This window comes from Methylophilus sp. Leaf416 (assembly GCF_001424665.1).
Lineage (GTDB): Bacteria > Pseudomonadota > Gammaproteobacteria > Burkholderiales > Methylophilaceae > Methylophilus.
On record NZ_LMQS01000001.1, the window covers coordinates 1 to 26,709 of the forward strand.

Annotated in this window: 20 protein-coding genes and 1 pseudogene; 7 read left to right on the top strand and 14 right to left on the bottom strand. The window is 48.5% G+C overall.

What is annotated here, in order from left to right:
- Nucleotides 1-36: 36 nt before the first annotated feature.
- From ASG34_RS14240 to flhD, 11 genes and pseudogenes are all read right to left on the bottom strand, one after another.
- Nucleotides 37-2,834: pseudogene (locus ASG34_RS14240) on the bottom strand (methyl-accepting chemotaxis protein).
- Between the two features lie 508 nt (nucleotides 2,835-3,342).
- On the bottom strand, nucleotides 3,343-5,961 hold the full coding sequence (locus tag ASG34_RS00015; protein WP_055824928.1) for a methyl-accepting chemotaxis protein: 2,619 nt from the start codon (nucleotides 5,959-5,961) through the stop codon (nucleotides 3,343-3,345).
- A 57-nt stretch (nucleotides 5,962-6,018) separates the two neighbouring features.
- Nucleotides 6,019-6,531, bottom strand: a complete 513-nt coding sequence (locus tag ASG34_RS00020) for a chemotaxis protein CheW (protein ID WP_082487939.1) — start codon at nucleotides 6,529-6,531, stop codon at nucleotides 6,019-6,021.
- Between the two features lie 12 nt (nucleotides 6,532-6,543).
- Complete coding sequence (locus ASG34_RS00025) at nucleotides 6,544-8,931, bottom strand: chemotaxis protein CheW (RefSeq protein ID WP_055824931.1); 2,388 nt, start codon at nucleotides 8,929-8,931, stop codon at nucleotides 6,544-6,546.
- A 27-nt stretch (nucleotides 8,932-8,958) separates the two neighbouring features.
- Nucleotides 8,959-9,327 carry a response regulator gene (locus ASG34_RS00030; RefSeq protein ID WP_055824936.1) on the bottom strand — a complete coding sequence of 123 codons (369 nt, stop codon included), beginning with the start codon at nucleotides 9,325-9,327 and terminating at the stop codon, nucleotides 8,959-8,961.
- A 42-nt stretch (nucleotides 9,328-9,369) separates the two neighbouring features.
- Nucleotides 9,370-9,912, bottom strand: a complete 543-nt coding sequence (locus ASG34_RS00035; protein ID WP_055824939.1) for a hypothetical protein — start codon at nucleotides 9,910-9,912, stop codon at nucleotides 9,370-9,372.
- A 91-nt stretch (nucleotides 9,913-10,003) separates the two neighbouring features.
- Complete coding sequence (gene motB / locus ASG34_RS00040; RefSeq protein ID WP_055824942.1) at nucleotides 10,004-10,966, bottom strand: flagellar motor protein MotB; 963 nt, start codon at nucleotides 10,964-10,966, stop codon at nucleotides 10,004-10,006.
- Between the two features lie 39 nt (nucleotides 10,967-11,005).
- A complete protein-coding gene (gene motA, locus ASG34_RS00045) occupies nucleotides 11,006-11,866 on the bottom strand; it encodes a flagellar motor stator protein MotA (RefSeq protein WP_055824944.1) in 861 nt (286 codons plus the stop codon).
- A 209-nt stretch (nucleotides 11,867-12,075) separates the two neighbouring features.
- Nucleotides 12,076-12,936, bottom strand: a complete 861-nt coding sequence (locus ASG34_RS00050) for a class I SAM-dependent methyltransferase (protein WP_235559615.1) — start codon at nucleotides 12,934-12,936, stop codon at nucleotides 12,076-12,078.
- A 62-nt stretch (nucleotides 12,937-12,998) separates the two neighbouring features.
- Complete coding sequence (flhC, locus tag ASG34_RS00055; RefSeq protein ID WP_055824947.1) at nucleotides 12,999-13,565, bottom strand: flagellar transcriptional regulator FlhC; 567 nt, start codon at nucleotides 13,563-13,565, stop codon at nucleotides 12,999-13,001.
- A 46-nt stretch (nucleotides 13,566-13,611) separates the two neighbouring features.
- Nucleotides 13,612-13,935, bottom strand: coding sequence for a flagellar transcriptional regulator FlhD (gene flhD, locus ASG34_RS00060; protein WP_055824950.1), 324 nt, complete (start codon nucleotides 13,933-13,935; stop codon nucleotides 13,612-13,614).
- A gap of 615 nt (nucleotides 13,936-14,550) precedes the next feature.
- On the opposite strand from flhD, the gene flhB reads away from it, so the two are divergent.
- From flhB to ASG34_RS00095, 7 genes are read left to right on the top strand one after another with little or no spacing between them, the layout of a single operon-like run.
- On the top strand, nucleotides 14,551-15,723 hold the full coding sequence (flhB, locus tag ASG34_RS00065) for a flagellar biosynthesis protein FlhB (protein WP_055824953.1): 1,173 nt from the start codon (nucleotides 14,551-14,553) through the stop codon (nucleotides 15,721-15,723).
- A gap of 27 nt (nucleotides 15,724-15,750) precedes the next feature.
- Nucleotides 15,751-17,838 carry a flagellar biosynthesis protein FlhA gene (gene flhA / locus ASG34_RS00070; protein ID WP_055824956.1) on the top strand — a complete coding sequence of 696 codons (2,088 nt, stop codon included), beginning with the start codon at nucleotides 15,751-15,753 and terminating at the stop codon, nucleotides 17,836-17,838.
- Between the two features lies 1 nt (nucleotide 17,839).
- Nucleotides 17,840-19,180, top strand: coding sequence for a flagellar biosynthesis protein FlhF (gene flhF, locus ASG34_RS00075; RefSeq protein WP_055824959.1), 1,341 nt, complete (start codon nucleotides 17,840-17,842; stop codon nucleotides 19,178-19,180).
- The gene (locus tag ASG34_RS00080; protein ID WP_055824962.1) at nucleotides 19,173-19,955 is read left to right on the top strand and encodes a MinD/ParA family ATP-binding protein; all 783 of its coding nucleotides are present in this window, start codon (nucleotides 19,173-19,175) and stop codon (nucleotides 19,953-19,955) included. The genes flhF and ASG34_RS00080 overlap by 8 nt, the downstream gene beginning before the upstream one ends.
- 16 nt (nucleotides 19,956-19,971) lie before the next feature.
- Complete coding sequence (locus tag ASG34_RS00085) at nucleotides 19,972-20,709, top strand: RNA polymerase sigma factor FliA (RefSeq protein ID WP_055824965.1); 738 nt, start codon at nucleotides 19,972-19,974, stop codon at nucleotides 20,707-20,709.
- Nucleotides 20,709-21,461, top strand: coding sequence for a flagellar motor protein (locus tag ASG34_RS00090; RefSeq protein WP_055824968.1), 753 nt, complete (start codon nucleotides 20,709-20,711; stop codon nucleotides 21,459-21,461). Before ASG34_RS00085 ends, ASG34_RS00090 begins: the two co-directional genes overlap by 1 nt.
- A complete protein-coding gene (locus ASG34_RS00095; protein WP_055824971.1) occupies nucleotides 21,461-22,354 on the top strand; it encodes a flagellar motor protein MotB in 894 nt (297 codons plus the stop codon). The genes ASG34_RS00090 and ASG34_RS00095 overlap by 1 nt, the downstream gene beginning before the upstream one ends.
- Nucleotides 22,355-22,379: 25 nt before the next feature.
- On the opposite strand, the gene ASG34_RS00100 is transcribed toward ASG34_RS00095, so the two are convergent.
- From ASG34_RS00100 to msrP, 3 genes are all read right to left on the bottom strand, one after another.
- The gene (locus tag ASG34_RS00100; RefSeq protein WP_055824976.1) at nucleotides 22,380-24,674 is read right to left on the bottom strand and encodes a putative bifunctional diguanylate cyclase/phosphodiesterase; all 2,295 of its coding nucleotides are present in this window, start codon (nucleotides 24,672-24,674) and stop codon (nucleotides 22,380-22,382) included.
- 310 nt (nucleotides 24,675-24,984) lie between these two features.
- A complete protein-coding gene (locus ASG34_RS00105) occupies nucleotides 24,985-25,608 on the bottom strand; it encodes a sulfite oxidase heme-binding subunit YedZ (protein WP_055824979.1) in 624 nt (207 codons plus the stop codon).
- Between the two features lie 59 nt (nucleotides 25,609-25,667).
- On the bottom strand, nucleotides 25,668-26,618 hold the full coding sequence (gene msrP, locus ASG34_RS00110; RefSeq protein WP_055824982.1) for a protein-methionine-sulfoxide reductase catalytic subunit MsrP: 951 nt from the start codon (nucleotides 26,616-26,618) through the stop codon (nucleotides 25,668-25,670).
- Between the last annotated feature and the right edge of the window lie 91 nt (nucleotides 26,619-26,709).

Here is a 26,709-nt window from a genome sequence, read left to right on the forward strand (position 1 = left end):
TTAATTTAGGTCGGCTTTTTGTGATTCCGTTACTGGCTAAAACTCTTCCCAGTCACTATCGTCAGTACCAGTCCGTTTGGAGGCGCTGGACTTCATCGGTGGCGGACTACTACCACCTCCGGAGGCCGACTTGCCAAATGAGCCTTCAGAGACAGACTTCGAGCTATAACCGCTATCCCTTTGCGCACTCTGCTGGCTAGAGGCCACTTTCACCGGGCTGTGTCTTGCTGCCGGTTTCTGCGTCACCGCATACCCGCCACCAAAGCTCTTGCCTTCCAGCTTGAACTGGCTGATGGCATCAGCCAGCTGGTTAGCCTGGTCTACCAGTGATTCAGCTGCGGCTGCCGCTTCTTCAACCAAGGCCGCATTCTGTTGCGTGGTTTCATCCATGCTGGTCACTGCCTGGTTGACCTGGTCAATACCGGTGGTCTGCTCGGCAGAGGCAGCCGAGATCTCACTGATGATGTCAGCCACACGTTGTACCGAGGACACCACATCTTCCATGGTGCTACCGGCATTCTCAACCAGGCGCGTACCTTCAGTGGTTTTATTCACTGAGTCTGTGATCAACTCTTTAATTTCTTTCGCAGCACTGGCTGAGCGTTGTGCCAAATTACGCACTTCACCCGCGACCACTGCAAAGCCTCTACCCTGCTCGCCTGCACGGGCGGCTTCCACCGCTGCGTTCAGGGCCAGGATGTTGGTCTGGAAGGCAATACCGTCAATCACAGAGATAATGTCTTCAATCTTCTTGGCGCTATCRTTAATGGCACTCATGGTCGCGACCACTTCATTAACCACGGCACCGCCTTTGACAGCCACATCAGAAGCAGTTAATGCCAGCTGGTTSGCCTGTTTGGCGTTCTCGGCATTCTGYTTCACCGTTGAAGCCAGCTCTTCCATGCTGGCAGCCGTTTGTTCCAGGCTGGAGGCYTGCTGTTCCGTACGGGCTGACAGGTCGGCGTTACCGCTGGAGATTTCATTGGCGGCTGTGGTGATGGTTTCTACRGCTTCAGTCACAGCGATAATCGGGTCTACCACCATATCCAGGGTGCTGTTGACACCTTCGATAATCTTGCGGAAGTCGCCCTGGTGTTTGTCAGCGTCGGCACGTACGGTATATCCAGGGTGCTGTTGACACCTTCGATAATCTTGCGGAAGTCGCCCTGGTGTTTGTCAGCGTCGGCACGTACGGTAATACGGCCTTCACCGGCAGCTTCGGCMAGCAGATTCGTGTCTGCAACCAAAGCGTTCACCGCGTCAATGCTGGTGTTCAGGTTATCAATCATCTGGCTGTAGTCGCCTGGATAATGATCGGTAATCTTGGCTGGGATATGACCACGGGCGATATTCTCCAGATACTCTGAAGTCACTGTCAGTGGTTTCACAACTGCATCCAGCGTGCTGTTCAGACCATCAATCACTTTGCGGAAATCGCCATTGTGCTTGCCGGTATCTGCGCGGGTAGACAAAGCACCATTTTGCGCGGCAACTGCCAGTTCATTCGCATCTGCCACCAGTGCATTCACAGCATCAATACACGTATTGAGGTTGTTAATAATGAGGCTGTAGTCACCCTGATATTGCTCGGTGATCTTGGCTGGAATATTGCCTTTGGCAATGTTGTCCAGATAGCCGGAGGTGACATTCAAAGGTTTCACAATCGCATCCAGCGTGCTGTTAAGCCCCTGGACAATAGTGCGGAAATCACCCTCATGCTTGCTTGCATCAACGCGTGCAGTCAGACGACCTTCAACCGCGGCATTCGCAAGCTCATCGGCATCACTAATCAGGCGTTTAATATTGCTACGCACCTGTTCAATCGCTTCGTTCACGAACGCTTTTTTGCCAGGGAATTGTTTCAGTGTTTTATCAAGGTTGCCTTCACCAAAGGCTTTAACCACCTCAATCGCTTCTTTGTTCATGGCAATATGGCCAGCCACCATTTTATTAATGCCTGCGGCCATTTCACCGTAACCACCTTTAAAACGGGTTTGGTCGACTGTGCAATCAATATCGCCTTCATCATGCTGCTGGCTGACATAGTTAAGAGACTGCACCAGGCCATCCAGAGTCTTTTGCAATGTGCGGATTGAGTAAGCCACACTCGTCTTATCGGTTTCTGGAAGGGTAATTTTCTGGTTAAGGTTACCTTCAACAAAGTTGCGTGCAATCACGCTCAGCTCAGTTGGTTCCATACCCAGTTGCGCACGCAAACGTTTGGTAATCAATATACCTGTCACCACAATCACAGACAGGCACAGCAAAGCAATAGCCGCAGATTGCCACAAGGCTTTCTGTTTAATAGCGGCCGCATTGTCGGCATGCACCTTACTGATCTTCTGGTTATACACCATATGATCATCCAGCTTATTAGCGAGCTCAACGGCCACTTTATCTGCTGCTTGCAGAAGGCTGGCTGCTTCAGGCGAACCGGCATCGGACAAAGCAAGCACACGGGTCATCTGGTCGAAATATCCTGCCAGCATATTTTGCTCTTGCGCGAACATTTCCTTGTCTGTGCTATCGCTGGTCAGGTCTTTGTAATTACTCATCGCTTCTTCAACCACTTTACGGCGGTCCTGAATTTGCGAGGCAAGCTTTGCCTTCTCGGCAGGCGTAGTTGCAGACACGTGTCTCAAAAGATTCAAACGCAGGCGCTGGTAATAATTTTCAGCTTTGGATAACTCCAGGATGCTTGGAATACTATTCGCATTGGCATGATTGGTGTACTCATAAACCTTGACTACCTGAGTTAAGGTAAAGCCAATCAAGACCACCATTGCGATCGCGCAGGAGGCGATCAGCAGATACATTCGTTTCGCAATTGTCATAACAAATCCCTAACCAAAATAACTGACATATTCAGTTTTATATCGCTGAATTATGGCAAAAAAACAATGAACAATATGCGGCTATCAGAGGGGTATTTACCTGCCAAATCTTGCTCAGGAAATCCTATAAAAATAGTCGCTGTGATCAGCTGTTTCTGGCTCATGCAGACTTTACTGATACACATCATGAATATCGACTTTTTTCAGGTAAACTTTAGGTTAAATGCAGACGAATTTAGTGATTAAATTCAATGACTTTTGCTATATAAAAATGATTTCAGGAAGAAATATTTTTTAATTGGTTTTGAAGAGAGTTTTCGTTTAAAAATTAAGAAAAATATCTTCTTTACTGGATAAAAAATAAACACCACCAAAGCCTCCTGGTGGTGTTTATTTTTTAAAGTGGATAACCGATCAAGGCGGATGCCCACAACAAAAAACCTTCATGCAATGTATTAAAAATTTCACGTAGTCTAATTGTCATGCTGCACCCTCCGTTAGTTACATGTTAAAACTCTTCCCACTCGTTGTTATCGGTACCGGTTTTAGCCAGTTTTGGCTGTGCCTGCTGGCTGCTTGAAGTGCTCTGTGTCACTGGTTTTGCTTTATGTGCGATAGGTGCTGATGCAGGCTTTCTCGCTGGCGTAACCGTTGTACGTGCCGCTGGCTTTTGAGTGTGCAGTCTGTATTTATTGACTGAATCCATCAAGTTTGAAGCCTGCTCAACCAGGGACTCAGCCGCCGCGGCCGCCTCTTCAACCAAGGCAGCATTCTGCTGGGTTGTTTCATCCATTTCAGTCACTGATTTATTGACCTGATCAATGCCGGAACTTTGCTCGGCAGAGGCGGCAGTGATTTCACCCATGATATCGGTCACGCGTTGCACAGAAGTCACGATCTCGTGCATGGTTTCACCAGCACTTTCAACCAGTTTGGTACCTTCTGCTGTTTTGCTGACTGAATCACTGATCAACTCTTTGATTTCTTTAGCCGCGCTGGCTGAACGTTGTGCCAGGTTACGCACTTCACCCGCCACCACCGCAAAGCCTCTACCCTGCTCGCCTGCACGCGCAGCTTCAACCGCAGCGTTCAAAGCCAGGATATTGGTTTGGAAAGCGATGCCATCAATCACGGTAATAATGTCTTCAATTTTCCGCGCACTTTCGTTAATCGCGCTCATGGTAGTGACCACATTACCAACCACTTCACCGCCTCGAACAGCCACTTGCGATGCAGCTTCAGCCATTTGATTTGCCTGACGTGCATTGTCGGCATTCTGTTTCACGGTAGAAGCGAGTTCTTCCATGCTGGACGCGGTTTCTTCCAGGCTGGATGCCTGTTGTTCTGTGCGGCTGGAAAGATCATTGTTGCCGCTGGCAATTTCTTGTGCAGCAGTGTTGATGGTCTCGCCTGCTTCACGAATCTGCATCAATAACTCTGTCATGTTTTCCAGCAGGTTATTCACACCTTTACAGATTTCTGCTGTCGGACCTGTTTTATCAGACAAATCGATACGGTCAGTCAAGTCACCCTCTGCCGCATTGGCAATGATGGATGAAATCTGGTCACTGACGCGACGCTCCTGTGTAATATCCACCCACTCTAGTGAAGTGCCAGAACGTACGCCAGCGTTGTCAAAAATCGGCATGGCTTTCAGGCGTACAAACATGTCACCCAGTGGCATTTCAACCACATGTTCTTTGGTTAAACCAGCCAGTAAATTGCGTTGATGAGCCGGATTTTTATGGAAAATATCAAAATTCTGGCCGATGATTTTTGCGGCTTCAAAATGTGGTAACACTTTACGGAAATTAGATTCCGAGCTGCGCATTAAACGCTCTGTGGAGGCATTCATATAGCGGATAATGCCATCGTTATCGGCCATCATCATATTGGTAGAAGCTGAGTCCAGTGTCGTTTGTATTCTGAAGGCTTCAGCAGATTTAATCGCTTGTTCCTTATCAGCCAATACCGCTTTTGTAATATCGGTGGCATATTTAACAACCTTCACCGGCTTGCCGTCCAGGCCGATAATTGGGTTATAGGAGGCCTGTAACCAGATATCCTTGTTGTTCTTGCCATAACGGTGATAAACACTCTCGTCTGGCTCACCACGGTTTAATTTGGCCCAGAACTCTTTGTATTCAGGGCTGGCTTTATGACGCTCACTGACAAACATGCTGTGATGTTTGCCGACAACCTCTTCCAGGGTGTAACCGGTTACCGCCAGGAAGTTCGGGTTGGCAGTGATCACGGTACCGCTGAGGTCAAACTCAATCACGGCCTGTACTTTAGCGATGGCTTGAACCTTGCCCTGGTAATCCAGCTCAAGTTGTTTTTCTGCAGTGATACAGAAAGAGTAAATCTTGATTTTTGCCAGTTTTTTATCATCATCCAGGAGTGGCACATAATTAGCGCTAAACCAGTATTCATTGCCGGATTTTGAGACGCGGCACACTTCCTGTTTACCACTTTCACCACGGGCCAGTTTTTCCCATAGCGCTTTATATTCAGGGCTTTGGGCAGAATGTGCTTTTAGCAAGAATCCGATGTGCTTCCCGATCACTTCTTCGCGGCTGTAGCCTAAAGGCGCTACCACGAGTTCATTACAATCCAGGACCTTTCCATTGACATCACATTCCAGTACACCAAAGGTCTGGTTGACCGCGTAGCCGTCTTCCTGGAAAGAGAAATTTAGTTTTTTGTCACGTGTAATATCAGTCAGGTAGGCTACGGCTTTGCGCAGTTTGGCGTTTTTATCCAGCACCGGTGCGTAATAGCCCTGAAACCAGGTTTCTTTCTCTGACTTATTGATCAGTTTGAACGTGCCTACAGATGACTTGCCTGCAGCAAGATCTTTCCAGAAACTTTGGTATTCAGGCTTGGCTGCATCTTCTGCAGACAATAACTTGCGATGATGTTGTCCAAGCAATTCATTGGCACTGTAACCAAGCGTGGCACACAAATTCTCATTTGCGTGGATAATTTTTCCATCAGCATTTAATTCAATGATGGCTCTCGCCTTATTGATCTCAGTCTTAAGCGCTGAGAATTCGGCATACTCATCCAGAATATGCTGATACTGCTTAGTACCTGCTGCCAATTTATTTAAAATTGTTGAAAACATAATGGGCCCCTAGGAAGAAGTTCCTGTTTCAATTCCGTTATTGAAAAGCGCCAGTGCTTAATGCACGACTGCATCCATTAATTCCATTTCATTGCTTGTCATCAGTTTCTCTATATCCACCAGAATCAGCATTTCCTGCTCTATGGTGGCTAAACCAACGATGTACTTGGTATCAATACGCGTCACCAGTGATGGCACTTCGCGCAGATGCTCTTCGCGCAGTTCACGCACATCAGACACGCCATCTACGACGATGCCGACAATACGGCCATTCAGGTTAAGGATGATGACAACGGTAAATTCGTTGTACTCAACCTTGCCCAGTTTGAATTTGATGCGCAAATCCACAATCGGCACAATTTTGCCGCGAAGATTGATCACCCCTTTAATGAATGGCGGCATATTGGCAATTTGAGTCACCGCGTCATAGCCGCGAATCTCTTGTACCTTGAGAATCTCGATGCCATATTGCTCATTGCCCAATACAAACGTCAGGTATTCGCCGGCTGCCGTTTTCATGCTGCCAGCATTGTTACCGCCGTGGTTGTTAGTCGTTTCTGTTGTAGTCATTGCATATGCTCCTTATGCATTGATGTGATTCTGTAAATTGGAATAATTCTGGTCAGCAAAAGACCGACCGCCCGTGATGTAATTGGTTGTTTGGCCCATCTGTGTAATGGCAGGCACATCAAGAATCAATGCTACTGAGCCATCGCCCATGATGGTGGCGCCGGATACACCTGGAATACGTTTGAAGTTGGTTTCCAGGCTCTTGATCACTACCTGTTGCTGGCCTACCAAGCGATCGACAAACAATGCAGATTTCTTGCCATCCGCCTCCAGGATCAGCAGCACGCCGTCAGTCGGGGCTGTGATTTCGGTAGGATGGTTAAACAAGGCATGCAATGCGATGATCGGCAAGTATTCGCCCCGCACATGCACCATCAAGCCTTCGCCAGTAACGGTTTTCAGGTCTTCTGCACGTGGTTGCAAGGTTTCTACAATCAGGTTCAACGGCACTACATACAGGCTCTTGCCCAGCGAGACAGACATACCATCCAGAATCGCCAGTGTCAGCGGTAGTGAAATGGATATAGTGGTGCCATATCCCAGCGCCGAGCGGATTTCGATATTACCGCCCATGGCACTGATGTTACGTTTGACTACGTCCATGCCTACACCACGACCTGAAACATCAGTAACCACTTCGGCAGTAGAAAAGCCTGGTGCGAAAATAAGGCTGTATACCTCGCTATCGCTCATGCTCTCGTTCACCGGTAATCCATTCGATGCTGCTTTAGCCAGGATACGATCACGGTTCAGGCCACCACCGTCATCAGTGACTTCAATGACAATGCTGCCGCCTTTATGGGCTGCTGATAAAGTCAGCGTACCGCTTTCAGACTTGCCGAGTTCGCGACGCACTTCAGGCTTTTCAATACCGTGGTCCACACTGTTACGCACCAAATGCGTTAATGGGTCGACAATACGTTCAATCAGGCTCTTATCAAGCTCTGTCGTCGCACCATTGGTGACAAATTCAACTTTTTTGCCCAGTTTACCTGCCAGGTCACGCACCATCCGTGGGAAACGAGAGAACACGAAGTCCATAGGCATCATACGGATAGACATGACAGATTCCTGCAAGTCACGGGTATTACGGGTCAGCTGGCTGACACTGTTGATCAGGCCTTCGTTATCAGTCGGATCCAGTGCATTCACGCGCTGTTCAATCATGGCCTGGGTAATCACCAGTTCGCCAACCAGGTTAATCAACTGGTCAACTTTTTCGATACCAACACGAATCGAACTGCTTTCTGCATTCTGTGGTGCAGCAGGCTTGTCTGATTCGCGACGTGATTGTGCACGGCGGTCTTCTTTCACTTCTGCAGGCGGTGCATTGGTGGCAGCTTTGGCCTCTGCTTCAGAGGAGGCTTTCGCCAGCGCTGCAGCTGCATTGTCATCACCAATCATTTGTGCTTTTGGTGCATCAGGGTGTGGCTTAAACGGTGCAAAGAAACCGTAACCTTCTTCCTGTGGTTCTTCACCGCTATTGGTAAAGAAGCCATAACCCACTTCTTCAGCAACAGCAACTTTGCCGTCTGCGCTGGCAGCTTGTGCCGGCTTGGCGTCTGCTGACACAGGTTCACTATCGAAGAAACCGTAGCCAAGATCAGCTTCAACCGGTGCCGCATCTGCTGGCGCCGCTTCTGCGGCTACCTCTGCAGCAGGTGCTGGTTCTGCTGCCGGCGCTTCTGCACCTGCAACTTTAACTACCAGTGCATCCGGATCCACAATAAAGGAACAGATGGAAATAATGTCGTCGGCACTGGAGTCTGTTTTAACCAGCAAAGCATGTTTATCACCACGCTTGTAAATAGCAACTTCGCCTAACAAGGCTAATTCATCTTTGAGATTATCTAAATCTTTTTCGGTGACTTCAGGCAGACCCACATCGTAAACCTGGATACCGCTTGCCTGCTCTTCAGCTGTAGCTGTTAATGCAGGTGCAGGTGTGCTTCCTTGGATAGCAGGTTCCGGCGCAGCCGGTGCCGCAGCAGCCGGGGCTGGTGCTTCAGTTTTACCTTCAGAAAGGGCTTTCAAGGTGGCAGAGATCTCGTCCACTTGCGCGGCATCGACTTCAGACCCGTGGCGATGACCATCCAGTTGCATTTTGATCACGTCTTTAGCGGCCAGGAAAGCATCTACATGCTCCATGGTCAGTGCCATTTCCTGCTTGCGAATCTTGTCCAGCAAGTTTTCCAGGACATGGGTAATACCCGCCATATCCATAAAGCCAAACGTAGCTGCACCACCCTTGATTGAGTGTGCTGCCCTGAAAATAGCGTTCAGCTCCTCAATATCGGGAGAGTCCACATCAATATTCAGCAGGAGACGTTCTGCCTCAGCGAGTAATTCCTCAGCCTCGTCAAAAAACACCTCATAAAACTGGCTCATATCCACTGTCATTATTTTCTCCAGTCCCTTAACCGGCGCTTAAGCACCAATGACTTTTTGTACGACTTCGATCAAACGTTTAGGATCAAAAGGCTTTACCAGCCAGCCATTAGCTCCAGCGGCTTTACCCTTTGCTTTCATTTCATCTGATGACTCAGTAGTCAGCATCAGGATAGGTACTTTTTGATAGGAAGCCAGGTTACGCAGATTGGTAATCAGCGTCAGGCCATCCATGACAGGCATGTTCTGGTCGGTCAATACCAGGTCAACGGTCTTTTCCTTGGCCCTGTTCAAGCCATCCTGTCCGTCTACGGCCTGCACGACATCATAGCCGGCGGCTTTCAAACTGAACGCAACCATTTGACGCAAAGAACCTGAATCGTCTACTGTTAAAATTGTCTTCGCCATTTTCACTCGCCTTTTTCGCTCATTATGTTAAACATGCTGTGATTAGAATAAATCGATATCACCGGTCGCCAAATCCTGCTGATTTACTGACTTACGTAAATGGCCGGTGAGATAGGCGCTACCTTGATCAAAATTCTGGTTTAGTTGCATGATGAAATCTCTGATTTCTTCATGCTCGTTCTCTGCCGCCATCGGAAACTGGTGGCTGGATAACTCATCTAATAATGTTTTCAAGCCATTGACACGATTGATCGTGCGTTGCAATAGCTGGTTGGTCATGTCCTGGAATTGCATGCCAGTCACAACCTTGTTTACTTCCTGCCCGATATTGTCCTGGTAAACCTGCAACTGCTGCACCAGGTCAAGGTGTAGCTTGCCAGTGTCAGCCAATGACTGAATGACGGCTTGCTGCTCCGTCAATTGGGCATAGACATTCATAAAACTGGCGCTCAGTTTTTCAATCGCTTCGTTCAGCAAAAAGGTCGTTTGTTGTAAATCGGTTTCGATTTCCAGCAAATGCCAGTTGCCATTGCGAGAAACTGCAGCCAGTAACTCTCTTAACTCTTCGATGGGCAATGTTTTCATAGTGGTCCCTATCTTGCCTGATTTCCGTGTTTTTCAATCAAGAAATAAGCATTGTAAAAATCGCTCATTTCTTGGCTCCTTGATCTAATGTTTATTTCTTTTCAATTTCTTTTTGTGGCTCTTGTTGCGAACTGCTTTGTAATGCTTTCACCTGTGAAAGATCACTTTCGCTGGCTGAAATCTGGTCATTGTCTTTCAACAGATCTTCTTCGGTTTCTTTATTCATAATGATCAGGCTGATACGCCGGTTAATCGGATTAAATGGATTTTCTTTATCCATCATGATGGCAGAGCCTAAGCCGACAACCCGCATCAATTTGGTCTCATCCATACCGCCGGAAATCAGTTCACGGCGCGATGCATTCGCCCGGTCTGCCGATAACTCCCAGTTGCTGTAGCCATGGTCACCATTGGCATAACCTGCCGCATCCGTATGGCCGGACAAACTGATCTTGTTATCCACGCCATTCAGCGTTTTACCTATCTCGTGCAGAATCTGTTTGGCATAAGGCTGCAATTCCGCCTTGGCATTCTCAAACATGGGCCGGTTCTGCTCGTCAATAATCTGTATGCGCAGCCCTTCACTGGTGATATCCAGTTTCAACTGCGACTTGAATTGCTTTAAGGTAGGGTTTTCTTCAATCGCCTGTTCAATCTTGGCTTTGAGTGATTCCAGCTTGATCTTTTCAGCGCGTTTCAACGCTTCTTTCACATCTTCGATCTTGACCGTTTTCAGCTTGCCAGGATCGCCATCTACCGGTTTCACCTGTCCTTGTTTTTTGGTGACATCGCGGCCGCCGGTATTTTTCAGTGCAGAATCACTTTGCCCGACAGAAGGCCCCATCAGCACCATGTGTAAAGGTGTCTGGAAATATTCGGCAATGCCTTCTTTTTGTGCCTTGGAGGTAGAGCCCAGTAACCACATCAACAGAAAGAACGCCATCATCGCAGTCACAAAGTCAGCATAGGCAATTTTCCAGGCGCCACCATGATGACCGCCACCGGATTTCTTTATCTTTTTTACAATAATCGGGGCAACACGATCTTCTGCCATGATGTTCTCCAGCGATGCGCTGATTAATAACTAGGTTAACTATTTCGACTTGGCCTGTTTCACGTGCTCTTCAAGCTCGGTAAATCCAGGACGTTCGGTGGAGTACAAAACTTTGCGGCCAAATTCCACGGCAATCGGTGGGGCGTAACCGTTGAGGCTGGCAAGCAATACCACTTTCACGGTTTGAAAGCTTTTGCTGGACTCTTCCAGTTTTTGCTCCAGCAGTCCGGACAACGGGCCAACAAATCCATAAGCCAGCAAAATACCGAGGAAAGTACCGACCAGTGCATGTGCAATCAGGATGCCCAGCTCGGCAGGTGGCAATGCCACGTTTTCCATGGTGTGCACCACGCCCATCACCGCGGCCACAATACCAAATGCCGGCAGGCCATCACCCAGCTTGGCAATACAATGGGCAGGCACATGGCCTTCCATATGGTGGGTTTCAATTTCGTTATCCATCAGGTTTTCTACCTGGAAAGCATCCATATTGCCGGACACCATTAAACGCAGGTAATCAGTGATGAATTCCACCAGGTGGTGGTCATGCAGGATGGACGGATATTTGCTGAATAGCGCACTGGATTCAGGATCCTCGATGTCTTTTTCAATCGCCATCAAGCCATCCTTGCGAATCTTGGTCAGTATCTCAAACAGCAATGCCAGCAAATCCATATACAGCTGTTTGGAGTATTTGGAACCTTTGAATAAGGTCGGCAAGGCTTTCACGGTAGCCTTGATGGCTTTACTGTCGTTACCAACAATAAACGCACCAAACGCCCCGCCAAAAATCATCATAACTTCAAGCGGCTGCCACAGTGCGCCCAAATGACCGCCTGCGAGCGCATAGCCCCCGAAAATCATGCCGCATACGACTACATACCCGATGATAACGAACATGCCCTACTCCACTTTTAGCATTGAATACCTACAGCATAGCAATCGCCAGCTGGTTTCAATGTTTCAAATAAAAGGGATTTAGCAGGTTAATTATTGATCGTGCCGTTGCCGGCATACACTAAATACGGATGAGTTCGAATATAAAAATGGCTGCTAGCCATTGCTTGGCAAGTGATTTTAAAAAACAGCTTCTACAGAGTTAAAGGGTGTTACAAGGAATACACGTAAAGTGCAGGAGAGCTATTGGAGGGATAGATAATACGCCCTGCAGTTAATCCAGACACAGGAAACTCAGAGCTGACAAACAGGCTGCCTGGTCGCATTTCCTGATGAACTTTTTGCCATACATCCGGCATCACCGCAGGCGACAAATAAGCGAATACTACATCCAGTTGTGCAAAGTCACTCTGGCGATAATCACCTAGCGTGAATTGCGTACGGCTATGGGAAAAAATCGACCGTACCTTGCTCACCAGCCAGGGTAATGGCGCGATCTCAATACCGTCGATCTGGTCTTGAGTGCGTTGACGTGATAGAAACAACGACACATCACCGAGACCGCTGCCAATATCCAGCACACGCAAAGGCTGTTCACCGGCATGTTGGTCCAGGATTTGATGCATCGCACGCCATGTGGCAGGAAACGAAGGGTAAAAAGGAACGCGGGTATTGTGCACCGACCAGTAAAGCGTCAAAGTCACCACAAAACCGGCAAGATAAACGATAGCAGGCAAGTCAACTTGCAGCATCACTACGACCGCTACAGGAAAAACAAGATGAATCCAGCGCCACCATACCGGCATAAGCGCGGCTCTAGCCATGAGGCTGACTAGAAATGCATGTGGAATTAACCAGAACCAGACCGAGTCCAGTCTTAATCCGACGCTACGTAGTTCGAAAGCGAATACGCTGTTGATTACGTCCGGCGCAATGCTCGCAATCAACAACAAACTCAAACACTGAATCAGCAATGCCTGACACCATAATTTCTGTGGCCAGAACTTTTGAGACAGGGAACGTTGTGCAACAACTTGCTGCAACGCCCCTGCCGAAAGTTTAATAGAACGCATGCTGTGTCTTTCTATCAATACCAGGTTGCACTCATTAACCTGACCATCAGTCACTCATTCACTTAAGCTGTCATTGAAACCAGTTTGTAGCTGAGTTCTTTGGCTTTTTTGGTTTTACCGGCACGTGAAGGTACGTGGCAAAGGTTGCACACATAGTTCTGGTTCAAATCGTAGCTGTTCACGATGTATTGGCCACCGCAGCAATGACAGACTTTAGTCGTCAGCATTTTGCTTTCAATAAAGCGAACCAGGGTCCAGGCACGTGTCAGAGACAAGATTGGTTCTTCCGTCTGGCTTGCATCTGGGCTTTGCACTTGCTGGATATACAGTGTGTAGGCTTTGATAATCGCGTGTATGCCTTCAACACCTGCGTAATCCACCATGAAACGATAGATATTATAGAAAATAGAGGAGTGAATATTTGGCTGCCAGGTCAGGAACCAGTCGGTCGAGAATGGCAACATGCCTTTTGGTGGGGAAACACCTTTCATCTCTTTGTAGAGCTTGATCAAACGCTCACGAGATAAAGTCGTTTGTGATTCCAGCAATTGTAACCGTGCGCCCAACTCAATCATTTGCATGGCCAGTTTAATTTGTTCTGCTTCGTTAACTACACTCTTCTTTTGCATGATAAACCCTCTTTTCTATTATTTATCGTCAGATGGGAATGACAACTTATACGGTAGATTCTGCTGCTTGAGCGGACATCAATACCGCTGTATGCAAATGTGCTTGTGCTGGATCTTTAGTGTAGCTGGTCAACATACCCAGGATTTCGCTGTCATCAAAACGGAAGCGGGTCAGGAGCATGTTTGTGTTACACAGTTTGAGTAATTGCAGGTTGGTCAGGTTTTCCAGCAGGTCTGCGATTTCTTTGTTGATACCCAGACGGAAAATTGCGGTGGCTTTATCAGCGCGGATCAGTTGTTGTGCCAGCATCAGGTAGTTCAGATTGGCATCTTTGATTTCAGCGAGTAAATCGTTTTGCATGACATTCATGATCTTTTCTCCATTTATTTGCGGTTCAATTTAAGTACGCATTTGCGTTAGGCGTACTTTGCGCGCATTCATGGATGCCAACAATCAGGGTTTGTCGGTTAATTTTGTAAGACGGACGAAAACAGCCATGTAGGTGTTTGTCTTACAAAACCCGACATGGCATAACACATAACCTTAAAAAACATAAGGTTATGATATTTATTTAATGTTTAACTAGAATAAATATAGCTCTATCTTCTCAGTGATGATCTTCTTTCAATTCAAAAAATAATTAAAGTTTTCCCTTTGTATTCCGATAACAGATGCTTTTTCTCTAAGAAAACATCATCCGGTTAATCACGCGGGCACTTTTTGTCATAACTCGTTTACGGCAGTACGAAATAAAACTTTAGGGTTTTCTTTAAAAATAATTCATTTATTTTTTAAGTGATTGTTTTTAATAGGAAAATAAATTTAATATTTGCATTTATTAACATAAATCATTCTATAACGATTAGATTGCGGTCAATAAGTCCCTTTATTCGAACTATAAAAAAATGATTCACTGCTTAATAATCACTCATGTATTAACGGAACACCTGTCGTGTTTCTGAATACCAGATCAAAGAGTGAGTTATGGCAGCTGATGACAGCGATATGGAGAAAACCGAGGACGCGTCCCCCAAGCGATTGGAAAAGGCACGCGAAGACGGTGATATCCCCCGCTCCCGTGAGTTGGCAGCCTGTGCAGTATTGTTCACCAGTGGGATGGCCATCATGATGCTGGGCAAACCGATGGGTGAGGCATTAAAAGATGTATTGAGGCAAGGTTTGAGATTTGACCAGGCCTTGGCGTTTGAGCCGGAACTGCTGATCACTCATTTATTGAAAGTAATCGAGCAAGTGATGTGGGCCTTCCTGCCACTGGCAGTGATTATTGTGGCGGTAGCCGTAGCCTCTCCTATATTAGTGGGGGGATGGGTAATGTCACAAAAATCACTGATGCCTAATTTCGGCAAACTTAATCCTATTAAAGGATTAAGTAACCTGATCTCTAAAAACTCAGCCGTTGAACTGGTGAAATCGATTGCGAAAACGGTGCTGGTGGCTTCAGTCGGCTATGCCATCGTTAAAAAAGATCTGCAACCTATGCTGGGTTTATCTGAAATGCCGCTGGAATCCGGCATTAGCGCCATTAACGATTATATGGTGACCGGCTTCCTGACCATTGCTTCAGCCCTGGTGCTGATTGCGGTGATTGATGTGCCCTACCAGCTTTATCAGTATGCGCAAAAGCATAAGATGACCAAGCAGGAGCTGAAAGACGAAGCTAAAGAAGCGGAAGGTAGCCCTGAAGTGAAAGGCCGTATCCGCCAGCAGCAACGTGAAATGGCCCGCAGGAGAATGATGAGCAATATTCCGACTGCCGACGTCATCATCACCAACCCTACCCACTATGCGGTGGCTGTACGCTATAAAGAAGGTGAAAATGGCGCGCCTATCGTAGTGGCTAAAGGTGTAGATACGATCGCACAGAAAATTAAAGAGATTGCAGCTGAACATCAAGTGATGACACTGGAATCCCCTAAGCTGGCCCGTGCTTTATATGCACATACGGAATTAGAGCGCGAAATTCCACAAGCCTTGTATGCGGCCGTGGCCGAAATCCTGGCGTATGTATTCCAGCTGCGCGTGTTCAGACAACACGGTGGTGTACGTCCAGCCATGCCAGACAATGTGCCGGTACCGGATGCACTGGATCCACACGCTCTGGTGGCTACACCACCAAGCGCAACAGATATTGAATAGTTAAAGCAAGGTTTAAGGAGCTTATAGATGAATAACTGGCAACAAATGATGGGGAAACTGGATGGTCGCGCAGTCGCGGCACCACTCATTATTGTATTGCTGCTGGCCATGATGATCCTGCCGTTACCGGCCATCGTGCTTGACGTGTTTTTCACCTTTAATATCGCGTTGTCCATCCTGGTGCTGATGATAGGCCTGCAAACCACCAAGGCGCTCGACTTTATCGCTTTCCCAACCGTATTGCTGATGACCACCATGTTGCGCCTGGCGCTGAACGTGGCTTCTACCCGCGTGGTGTTGACCGAAGGTCATGCCGGACCGGATGCAGCAGGTAAGGTAATTGAAGCTTTTGGCCACTTCCTGATTGGCGGTAACTACGCAGTCGGTATCGTAGTGTTTGTGATCCTGACCATTATCAACTTTACTGTAATCACCAAAGGTGCCGGCCGTATTGCTGAAGTAGGCGCACGGTTTACCTTAGACGCGATGCCAGGTAAACAAATGGCGATTGATGCTGACCTGAATGCCGGCCTGATTGGAGAAGACGAAGCCCGCCGCCGCCGTAAGGAGGTCAGCCAGGAATCCGAATTTTACGGCGCGATGGACGGTGCCAGTAAATATGTTCGTGGTGATGCGATTGCCGGTATTTTAGTGATCATCATCAACATCGTTGGTGGCCTGATCGTCGGCATGGTGCAGCACGACCTCAGCTTTGGCGACGCAGTTAAAAACTATACCTTGCTGGCGATCGGTGATGGCCTGGTGGCGCAAATTCCATCACTGGTGATCTCTATCGCAGCCGGTGTGGTGGTTTCACGTGTTGCCAACAACGAAGACATTGGTGGTCAGCTGATCACCCAGTTGTTTGAGAATCCACGTGTCTTGAGCGTGACTGCTGGCATTATCGGCGGTATCGGCCTGATTCCTGGCATGCCGCACCTGGCTTTTCTGGCACTGGGTGCCATGCTGGGCGGCATGGCTTACTCTGTGAAAAAGAAACAGGAAAAAGCAAAACTGCAAGCCATTCTGGAACCGCAACCGGAAGATAAACTGGCACCTGCCAGCGAAGCCGAGGAGGCGACCTGGAACGACGTACTGCCAGTGGACACTGTCGGGCTCGAAGTGGGTTACCGCCTGATTCCATTAGTGGATAAAGCTCAAGGTGGTGAGTTGCTGAAACGTATCAAAGGTATCCGCAAGAAATTCGCACAGGAAATCGGTTTTCTGGCACCTACCGTACATATACGTGACAACCTGGCCTTAAAACCGAATGCATATCGCATCACCATGAAAGGTGTAGAGATGGCGAGTGGTGAATCCAATTTCAACCAGATGCTGGCGATTGACCCCGGTGCAGTGACTGGGGAACTGGATGGCGCAAAAACTACTGACCCTGCATTTGGCCTGCCAGCAGTATGGATTGAATCCGAGCGTAAAGAATACGCGCAAAGCCTGGGTTACACCGTAGTGGATGCAGGTACTGTGATCGCCACACATTTAAATCATATCATTTCACTGAACGCCGGTGAACTGCTGGGCCGCCAGGAAGTACAGCAATTGCTGGATCACCTGGGTAAAGAGTCCAGCAAACTGATTGAAGAGATTGTCCCAAAACTGATTACGCTTTCTTCATTGCAAAAAGTATTGCAGAACTTGTTGAACGAAGGCGTGCATATCCGCGATATGCGTACGATCCTAGAAACATTGGCTGACCATGCGCAATACAGCCAGGACGCTAACGACCTGACCGCCATGGTACGCGTCAAGCTGGGCCGCGCCATCGTACAGGATTTATTCCCTTACAGCGACGAAGTGACCGCGATGACCCTGGACGGACAGCTGGAACGTTTGCTGCTACAGGCATTACAGAACAATCAATCCGCACAAAACGTGATTGAACCTGGCATCGCTGAAAAACTGTCGCAACAGACAGAAATGGCTGCCAGACAACAGGAGCAAATGGGGCTGACACCGGTATTGCTGGTAGCCGCCCCGCTACGCCAGGCTTTATCAAGATTTTTAAGAAGGACTGTCCCGCATCTCAGAGTGCTGTCGCACGACGAGTTGCCAGACAACAAATCCATTCGAGTGACCAGTTTAATCGGAGCGCAATAACATGAATATCAGAAGATTTTTCGGCAAGAATGCACGTGAAGCATTGGCTCAAGTCAAGCAAGCCTTAGGCGAAGACGCCATTATCGTGGCCAACCGCAGCGTGAATGGTGGCACCGAAATTATGGCAATGCTTGAAACTGATATCGAGAACTCTGGTGGCAAGCAGTCAGCAGAGACTAACCATGATGCGCGTAGCCTGCTCGACTTTGTCAACGGCAAAGAACCGGCACCACGCATGATGGCGCCTCAGCCAGTGGCCGCGCCTGCTCCGGCGCCAGCGCCTGCTGAAGAAGCCGTATTAAAAGATCACGCAATCATGGATTTGTTCAAACAGCACAGCGAACAGCAAGAGCAGGCCTACCAGGTCGCTACGCAAACGCTGGAAGAAAAAATGCTCACCATGATGCAGGAAATGCGTCATATGCGCAGCAACTTTGAAACCCAGATGAGCGCCATGACCTGGCAACACCATTTACAACACAGCCCGGCCAAATCCAAAGTATTGAGCACCCTGCTCTCTGCCAGCTTCAGCGCAGCGCTGTCACGCCAGATTGCAGAAAAAATGCCGCAACATATCGATGTACAAAAAGCACCGATGTGGGCTAAAGAAGTGATCAGCCGCAACCTGCATACGCTGGATGATGAAGATGCATTGCTGGATAAAGGCGGTGTATATGCCCTGGTTGGCCCGACTGGCGTTGGTAAAACCACGACCACAGCTAAACTGGCGGCACGTTATGTGATGAAACATGGCACGCAAAACCTAGGCCTGATCACCACCGACAGCTACCGTATTGGCGGTTACGAACAATTACGTATTTACGGCAAAATCCTGGGTGTGATGGTACATGCGGTGAAAGATGAAGAAGACCTGAAAATTGCACTGAACGAGTTAAAAGGCAAACACATGATCCTGATTGATACCGTCGGTGTCAGCCAGCGTGACCAGGCAGTGACTGAGCAGTTATCCATGCTGAGCCGTGCTGAAACACCAATCCAGAAATTACTGTGCCTGAATGCGACTTCAACTGGTGAAACCCTCACTGACGTGATGCGCAGCTATAAAAAGCATGATATTGCCGGTTGTATCGTCACCAAACTGGATGAAGCGGCAGCGATTGGCAATGTGCTGGATGTGCTGATCCGTGAGCGTATGCGCCTTTTCTACACGACCAGTGGCCAACGTGTACCGGAAGATATTGAAGTGGCAAACAAGCACGGACTGGTAGAACGTGTGTTAACACCACATCAGGCCAGCCTGCCATACCAGTATCTGGATGAAGAGTTGCCGCTAGTGATCTCAAGCATGATGCAAGCGCAAGGAGAGCAGCAGCATGTTTAACTACCATGACCAGGCTGATGGATTGCGCCGTATCATGGCCCGCTCATCAGCACGTGTGATCAGCGTCATGGGGGCGAATGGCCAGCCTGCTGAAACCTGGCTCAGCCAGTTGGCGGCAAGTATGGTGGGTCCTGGGCAGCGTCTGTTGCTAATCCAGGCTAAGCAACGACCTATGACAAAATACACACTACATGCGGTGGCTTTGCGCCAAAGCATACTCAGCCGCGCGGTGGTCAAGCATCCGCAAGGTTACGATCTGGCGACGCTGGCTGAAACTGACATATTAACCTCGTCCTTATCCGGCGATTTAAAAACAGAGCTTAACGGTATAGTGAGTCAACTTGCGTATGACTACGATACCGTGATGATAGAAGCATTATTAGATCCGCTTGACCAGACCCTGATATTGCCCGTGATGGCACAACATACATTAGTGTTGCAGATGGGGCGTAATGAAGCAGCCATTAAATCAGCTTATATGACAATCAAGCGCCTTTGCCAGCAGCATGGGCAATTGCCATTAAGCGTAGTGGTGACGGATTCCAGCCATGAGCAGGGCCAGCAATATTTTATGCGACTCAACCAGGTCTGCCAGCAGTTCCTGGGAATCTCCCTGAGTTTTCTGGGCGCTATTCCTGAAAATAAAGTGGTACAAAAGACAGAAAACCGTCATGGCCTGGAGTCATCTCCGGCAACGCAGTCTGCACTGGCATTCAAGGCCATTGCCAGAAGCCTGGATCAACGTGTAAGCACGTCGTCACTGGCTGCTGCCTAGAGTAAAGAGGGATAACATGTATACCGCTAAAGGCAAAACTAACAATACTGACCAGATGCTCAAGCAGCATAGCGGCCTGGTCAAGAAAATGGCATACCAGCTAAAATCAAAATTGCCCTCTTGCGTGGAGGTCGATGATTTGGTGCAGGCCGGGATGATAGGCCTGATGGATGCTATTCAACGTTATGAAGATACGCACGGTGCGCAGTTTGAGACCTATGCCTCACAACGTGTGCGCGGCGCCATGCTGGATGAATTACGTGGCGCCGACTGGCTGCCGCGTGGTATCCGCAAAAACATGCGAGATATCGAAGTAGCCGTGCAACAACTAGAACAAAAGTTGGGCCGCCCACCTACCGAATCAGAAATCGCCAAACACATGAATTTCAGTCTCGAAGACTACTATGATGTATTGAGCGACTGTCAGGGTCACCAGCTTATTTATTATGAAGATTTTCATGATGACGATGGTGGTGGCGAGCACTTCCTAGACCGCTTTGTGGATGATGACAGCAATGACCCGGTTAAATCCTTGCTGGAAAGCGATTTCCGCGAGGCGTTGATTGACTCCATCGATAATTTGCCAGATCGAGAAAAAATGTTGATGGGCCTTTACTACGAACAGGAACTGAACCTGAAAGAGATAGGCGCCATTATGAATGTGTCAGAATCACGCGTCTGCCAGCTACATAGTCAGGCCGTGGCCCGCTTGCGTGCGTCCATGCGTGACAAATCCTGGACCGGAGTCTCCTGATGGATTGGGGTAGCCTGGCAGGCCTGCTTATCGCCCTCGCCGGCCTGGTGCTGGGTCAAACCATTGAAGGAGGACACCTTAAATCGCTGATGCAACCGTCAGCGTTTGTGGTGGTCATGCTGGGCACGGTCGGTGCAGTCTTGCTGCAAACCGAACTGAAAACATTTATCAAAGGCCTGCGCATGCTGCGCTGGGTATTCGTACATCCTGAAGACGACCGTCACAAGCTGGCCCAGCGCATTAACCAATGGAGTTTGCAGGCCCGTAAGGAAAGTGTCTTATCCCTGGAAAGCCAGATCAAGCGCGAGCAAGATCCTTTTGTACGCAAAGGCTTGCAATTGCTGGTAGACGGTACACCGGCTGACCGCATCCGCGAAGTGTGTGCCATTGATATGTATTACTTTGAAGTGCAAGAGCGCGATGCCGCCAAAATCTGGTCGGCTGCCGGTGGTTATGCGCCGACAGTAGGTATTCTGGGCGCGGTACTCGGTCTGATTCACGTCATGGAAAATCTCTCAGATCCTGCCAAAATCGGTAGCGGTATTGCGGTGGCTTTTGTGGCAACCATCTACGGTGTGGCATTGGCCAACCTGGTTTTCCTGCCGATTGCCAATAAGCTAAAGGGCCATATCCAGCATGAAATCTCACGCCGTGAAATGCTCCTGAATGCCTGGGTTTCTATCGCCAGAGGCGATAATCCGAAACTGGTCAGTGAACGTCTGGAAGCCTATCTGCGCCTGCGGGAGTCGTGATGTACAGGCGTAAGATCTACGATGACGATGATGAAAGCCACGACAGGTGGCTGATTTCGTATGCGGATTTCATCACCCTGCTGTTCGCTTTTTTTGTGGTGATGTATGCCACATCAACGATTAACCTGAACAAATACCAGACATTATCCAATTCGGTAGTGAATGCTTTTCAGGGTAATCCTAGCCAAGCGCCATCGCTGAATACTGAAAACCCATCCTCTTTGCAAAACCTGAGCGCCATCAAGAAACCATTGCCGCTGAGCTATTTGTACCAGGAGAAAAAACAGCGCGACATGGAAAAAATGCGCGCCATTGGTCAACAATTGGCCAACGTGTTATCCGTTTGGATAGAACAAAAAGCCATCACAGTGCAACAAGGTGAGTTTGGGGTGGATATTGCCATACAGAATAAATTGCTGTTCAAGCCCGATCAATCCACGATGTCGGACGAAGGCCCCTATGTCATTAAACTGGTGAGCGAAGTGTTGAAAAACGAATATCGCACCATACAGGTGGAAGGCCACATTGACCGCCATGCGTTTGCTGATGATCCTAACCCAGAGGCAAAACGCTGGGAAATAACCGCGACTCAGGCCGCCCGTGTGGCAGGGATATTGGGTACACGAGGCGTGATCAGCAAGCGGCTTTCTGCGATTGGCCTGGCCGATACCAAGCCTGCTTCCAGCAGTGAAAATGACCTGGCGCAGACCATCAATAACCGTATTATCATCCGCGTGCTGACTGCTGAAAGTAATGCGCAGCAAGCTGCCAATAATACCAGTACCACCCAGCTGGAAATTTTACCGAAGGCGACTGAGCCTGTTGAGGCTACCGGGGAGTCAATCAAGGAAATATTGGGCGAAACGCCTGCTGTCGTTTCAACCAACCCATAATTCATGCAGCCTGATTAGGCAGTCATCAAACCAGTGCCTGCTCCAGGCAGGCATCAAACTGTGCAATCGGCATAGGCTTACCAAACAAATAGCCTTGATAGCGTCGGCAACCATTATTCAGTAATAAATCCATCTGCTCCGGCGTTTCCACACCTTCAGCAATCACGCTCAGATACATGCTTTGCGCCATGGCAATAATCGTGCGCACAATAGTACGGTCGTGGCTGTCGGTAACGATATCATTGACAAAAGAGCGATCAATCTTGAGCTGGTATAAAGGTAATTTTTTGAGGTATTGCAGCGAAGAGTAACCGGTGCCAAAGTCATCCAGTGAAAACTGGATCCCCAGGCGACTCAGTTCACTCATGATACTGACAGCGTCATCCACATTTTCAAGCAACAGGCTTTCGGTCAGTTCAAGGCGCAATACATTCGGGTTGATCTGGTGTTTCTGGATACAGCTTTTGACCATTGCAATAAAGTTGGCTTGCCTGAACTGGCGGGCGCTAATGTTTACCGACAAACTGAGATCACTGGTTTTACGGTCTTGCTGCCACTGCGCAATCTGCGCGCATGCCTGATCCAGCACCCACATGCCTATATCGATAATTAAGCCGCTGGATTCCGCCACCGGGATAAACTGCAACGGGGAAATAAAGCCACGCTCGGGATGTTGCCAGCGCAATAAGGCCTCGGCACCAAACGGCCGACCGGTATGATCAACCTGTACCTGATAATGCAAAGCCAGCTGCTGCTGCTCGATCGCCTGGCGCAATTCAGTTTCCAGCATGATCTGGGTAGCAATTTCTGTCTGCATGCCGGCTTCGTAAACGCATGCGGTGTTGCGTCCCGCCTGCTTGGCTCTATGCATGGCGATATCAACCGCTTTCACAAAGTCGGTTTCAAGCGCATCGGCACTGGTAAAAGTGGATAGGCCCATGCTGGCCGTGATCTGCAGCTTATGATTGGCGACTTTAAATGCACGCTGAAATACCTTTTTGAGTTTGCGCTGTAGTGCCCACACTTGCTGCAGCGCTTTTTCGCCTTCGCCGGACAGACCCGACAGCAATATCAGGAACTCATCGCCACCCATACATGCCAGAAAATGTGGTGACGCAACCTTCTGCAGCCGCTCTGCCACTTGTAATAGCAAATTGCTGCCCAGCGTATGCCCATGCGCTTCATTTATCCACTTGAAATGATCCAGGTCAATATAGATCAATCCCCAGTGATGAGCAGTCTCTGCTTGCGATTGCAAATGTTGAAGCACCTCGTAGGCTTTACGGCGATTAGGGAGGCCGGTCACCGGCTCCAGGTAAGCCAGTGCTTCTATCGTATCCTGCGACAAATGCCTGTCGACCACGATACTCACTAGCTTGGCCGCCTGCTCAATCATAGACTGTTCGTTTGCCCTGGGCGTCTGCGGCTGGCGATAGTAAATGGCAAACGCACCCAGCACGTCACCGTCCGCTGTCAACAGGGGCTCTGCCCAACCCGCACGGATACCAGAAGCTTTGGCTGCATCGCGGTGATTTTTCCAGTTGGGATGCGTCATCACATCTTCCACAATCACGCGTTGTTTAAGTGCAATTGCAGTTGCCAGCGACCCTTTGTCAGTTTCAAGTTGCAGCTGGCACAAGGTTTCCAGCATGGCCTTAGGCAAGGTCGGCGCAATCACCGTTTGCACCAGCTTGCCCAGGTGTTGTGTGAGCACAATGGCGCAATACATATCCGCATGCATGGCTTCAATATCGCGGGCGATGGTTTCCAGCACACGGGTGGCATCCTGCTCTTTAAGGACCAGTTCCAGCATTGAAAACTGGAAGCGCTCATAAGCGATAGCGCGCAATTTCTCATGCTGGAACTCCTGCGCGGACTGGCGTTCTTGCGTTACTTCACGCACCAGCAACAAATAGCGCTTCTCGCCGTCACTGTTGGAAAAATCGTGGGTGACTATCTCAAGCCAGCGCTGATCTGCATTTTGTATGGGGAGTTGCGGTAATTGGAGTTGCTGTAAAGGGAGTTGTATGGTCCGCTGGGATACGCCTGGCAAAGGCTGGGAAAGTAATCCTTGTAACGGCCCATGTGTAAGCTCTGGCAAATGTGTCCATATTGAGGAAACCATTTGCCCATCGTTATCTGAAACAGCGATATTCGCCCGATTAAAAAATAATAAGGCATCGCAATTTCCGTGCTGATCGGTTTCCGCAGCTAAACCAAAACCAGAGGAATCAAAAGAGGAACGCCATTCTTCAAACGTGCTGGCGAGTGCTTGATTGGCCAGAACGAATGCGCTGGGCTCGAAAATTACTTTTAACATCAGATACCTTCACAACCGCAGTGTAAATCCAACTGCCGACAACCAAGACACTATGCCTGTCGGTTGTTGAAATGACACACCCCAAAATCATTAGTGAGAGTCGTCCCTAAAGTATTGCTCTCTTTTATATTTGCGATAATGTGTCCTGGCGTTAATGATGTCAAGCCTGAATTAAATATACAGACATGCGGCTGTCACATGAGAAGCTTAAACAGGGGATTAGGCGCTATGAATAACGCTCATGCCTTGCTGGAATCAGCCTTTGTTGGAAGAGCGTAGTGAACACAGGGATGGCATCTGGCATCAATACCTATCGTTTGGCCTGATTAACATGCAGTTTCCAGCGCGCAATCATTAATCCGGCAAACACCATGCTGTAAATCACCGGTTCAGTGACATCTTTTTTGACCAGCCACCAGTAATGCAATAAAACCAATACCCCGATGAAGTAAACCAGTTTATGCAGGCTTTTCCAGCGCTGTTTGAGTGCACGTATGGCACGCTGGTTGGAAGTGGCGGCCAGTGGTAAAGTCAGCAGAAAAGCAGATGCGCCAACCAGCACATAGGGGTGTTTGATAATGTCTTTAACGATATCCGGCCAGTCAAAACTGTAATCCAGCCACAGGTAAGTCAGCACATGCAAGCAGGCATAGGCAAACATCCATAGCCCGAGTAGGCGGCGCACGGCAATCAACCAAGCCTGCTGCGTCCATTGTCTGAGTGGCGTGATACCTAAAGAAAGTAGTAAAAACACCAGTCCCCAGGTGCCAGTGGAGCGCTCGACGAATTCAACAGGATTGGCACCTAAATCATCGGTCATTCCCAGGATTAGTAGACGTAATAGTGGCAGGCTTGCACCTAGCCAGATCAGTGTTTTTAAGGTGCGGATTTTAGCGACAGGACCTGTCGGTAATAGAGACGTCAGAGGGTTCATACAAACGTTAAAATCTGTTTTAGGCTGTACAAAAATACAAGCGATTTAATGATCAGTCCCTAGAAATTCTTTTTTAAATCCATTCCGGCGTACAGCTGCCCTACTTCATCATAACCATTAAACATTTTGGTTTTGATCCGGCCGGCAAATAAGCCTGAACCTATACGTTTTTCTGAGGATTGGGTCCAGCGTGGGTGATCAACTTGTGGATTGACGTTCGCATAAAAGCCATACTCACGCGGGCCGGCTTTCACCCAGGTGGTAGTCGGCATTTTCTCCACAAAGCGGATGGTAGTAATTGCTTTGGCACCTTTAAACCCATATTTCCAGGGCACGACCAGGCGGACTGGCGCGCCATTCTGGTTGGGTAACACTTTGCCATATAAACCCACCGCGAGTAGCGTTAACGGCTGCATAGCTTCATCCATTCGCAACCCTTCCACATATGGCCAGTCAAGAATCGGCATCCGTGCACCAGGCATATGACGCAGGTCATTGTAAGAAACAAACTCTATATATTTGGCATTGCCGGTAGGTTGCGCCCAATCAATAAGCGCTTTCAATGGCAAGCCTATCCATGGGATCACCATCGACCATCCTTCAACGCAGCGCATACGGTAAATACGCTCTTCAAGGGGTGCCAGTGCGAGTAACTGCTCAATAGTGATTGTTTTTGCCTGCTTGACTGCGCCTTCTATCTTGATCGTCCACGGTGTAGGTTTAAATAATATGGCTTCGCGCGCAGGGTCTTCTTTACCGGTGCCAAATTCATAATAGTTGTTGTAGCTGGTAACATCCTCGTAGCTGGTCAGTTTTTCGTCTTTACCATAGGCTGTTTTTTTCGCATCCAGGCTAGCAGTCGCCGCTTTGGCATAAGCAGGCAACAACAGACCTGTGGTTAAAGCACTGGCCGCCTTAAGTACTGTACGGCGCTGTTGAAACACCTCAAAGGGGGTGATTTCAGAAGGCTGTATGTCACTGGGGTTACGGCGATTATTGTCCAACAACATACTGGCTCCTAAGATGTTTTAAAAGGTTCATGCGTGAATCAGATTGGACATGATAGATTAATAAAGAATCCCAGATAGCCTTCTTTAAAAA

Coding starts and splice junctions, on each gene's coding strand:
- motA (WP_055824944.1), bottom strand. CDS start 11,866: ATGTTCGTTATCATCGGGTATGTAGTCGTATGCGGCATGATTTTCGGG.
- ASG34_RS00050 (WP_235559615.1), bottom strand. CDS start 12,936: ATGCGTTCTATTAAACTTTCGGCAGGGGCGTTGCAGCAAGTTGTTGCA.
- ASG34_RS00035 (WP_055824939.1), bottom strand. CDS start 9,912: ATGAAAACATTGCCCATCGAAGAGTTAAGAGAGTTACTGGCTGCAGTT.
- flhD (WP_055824950.1), bottom strand. CDS start 13,935: ATGAATGTCATGCAAAACGATTTACTCGCTGAAATCAAAGATGCCAAT.
- ASG34_RS00025 (WP_055824931.1), bottom strand. CDS start 8,931: ATGACAGTGGATATGAGCCAGTTTTATGAGGTGTTTTTTGACGAGGCT.
- ASG34_RS00100 (WP_055824976.1), bottom strand. CDS start 24,674: ATGTTAAAAGTAATTTTCGAGCCCAGCGCATTCGTTCTGGCCAATCAA.
- ASG34_RS00095 (WP_055824971.1), top strand. CDS start 21,461: ATGTACAGGCGTAAGATCTACGATGACGATGATGAAAGCCACGACAGG.
- msrP (WP_055824982.1), bottom strand. CDS start 26,618: ATGTTGTTGGACAATAATCGCCGTAACCCCAGTGACATACAGCCTTCT.
- ASG34_RS00080 (WP_055824962.1), top strand. CDS start 19,173: ATGTTTAACTACCATGACCAGGCTGATGGATTGCGCCGTATCATGGCC.
- ASG34_RS00090 (WP_055824968.1), top strand. CDS start 20,709: ATGGATTGGGGTAGCCTGGCAGGCCTGCTTATCGCCCTCGCCGGCCTG.
- ASG34_RS00015 (WP_055824928.1), bottom strand. CDS start 5,961: ATGTTTTCAACAATTTTAAATAAATTGGCAGCAGGTACTAAGCAGTAT.
- ASG34_RS00085 (WP_055824965.1), top strand. CDS start 19,972: ATGTATACCGCTAAAGGCAAAACTAACAATACTGACCAGATGCTCAAG.
- motB (WP_055824942.1), bottom strand. CDS start 10,966: ATGGCAGAAGATCGTGTTGCCCCGATTATTGTAAAAAAGATAAAGAAA.
- ASG34_RS00030 (WP_055824936.1), bottom strand. CDS start 9,327: ATGGCGAAGACAATTTTAACAGTAGACGATTCAGGTTCTTTGCGTCAA.
- flhB (WP_055824953.1), top strand. CDS start 14,551: ATGGCAGCTGATGACAGCGATATGGAGAAAACCGAGGACGCGTCCCCC.
- flhC (WP_055824947.1), bottom strand. CDS start 13,565: ATGCAAAAGAAGAGTGTAGTTAACGAAGCAGAACAAATTAAACTGGCC.
- ASG34_RS00105 (WP_055824979.1), bottom strand. CDS start 25,608: ATGAACCCTCTGACGTCTCTATTACCGACAGGTCCTGTCGCTAAAATC.
- ASG34_RS00020 (WP_082487939.1), bottom strand. CDS start 6,531: ATGACTACAACAGAAACGACTAACAACCACGGCGGTAACAATGCTGGC.
- flhA (WP_055824956.1), top strand. CDS start 15,751: ATGAATAACTGGCAACAAATGATGGGGAAACTGGATGGTCGCGCAGTC.
- flhF (WP_055824959.1), top strand. CDS start 17,840: ATGAATATCAGAAGATTTTTCGGCAAGAATGCACGTGAAGCATTGGCT.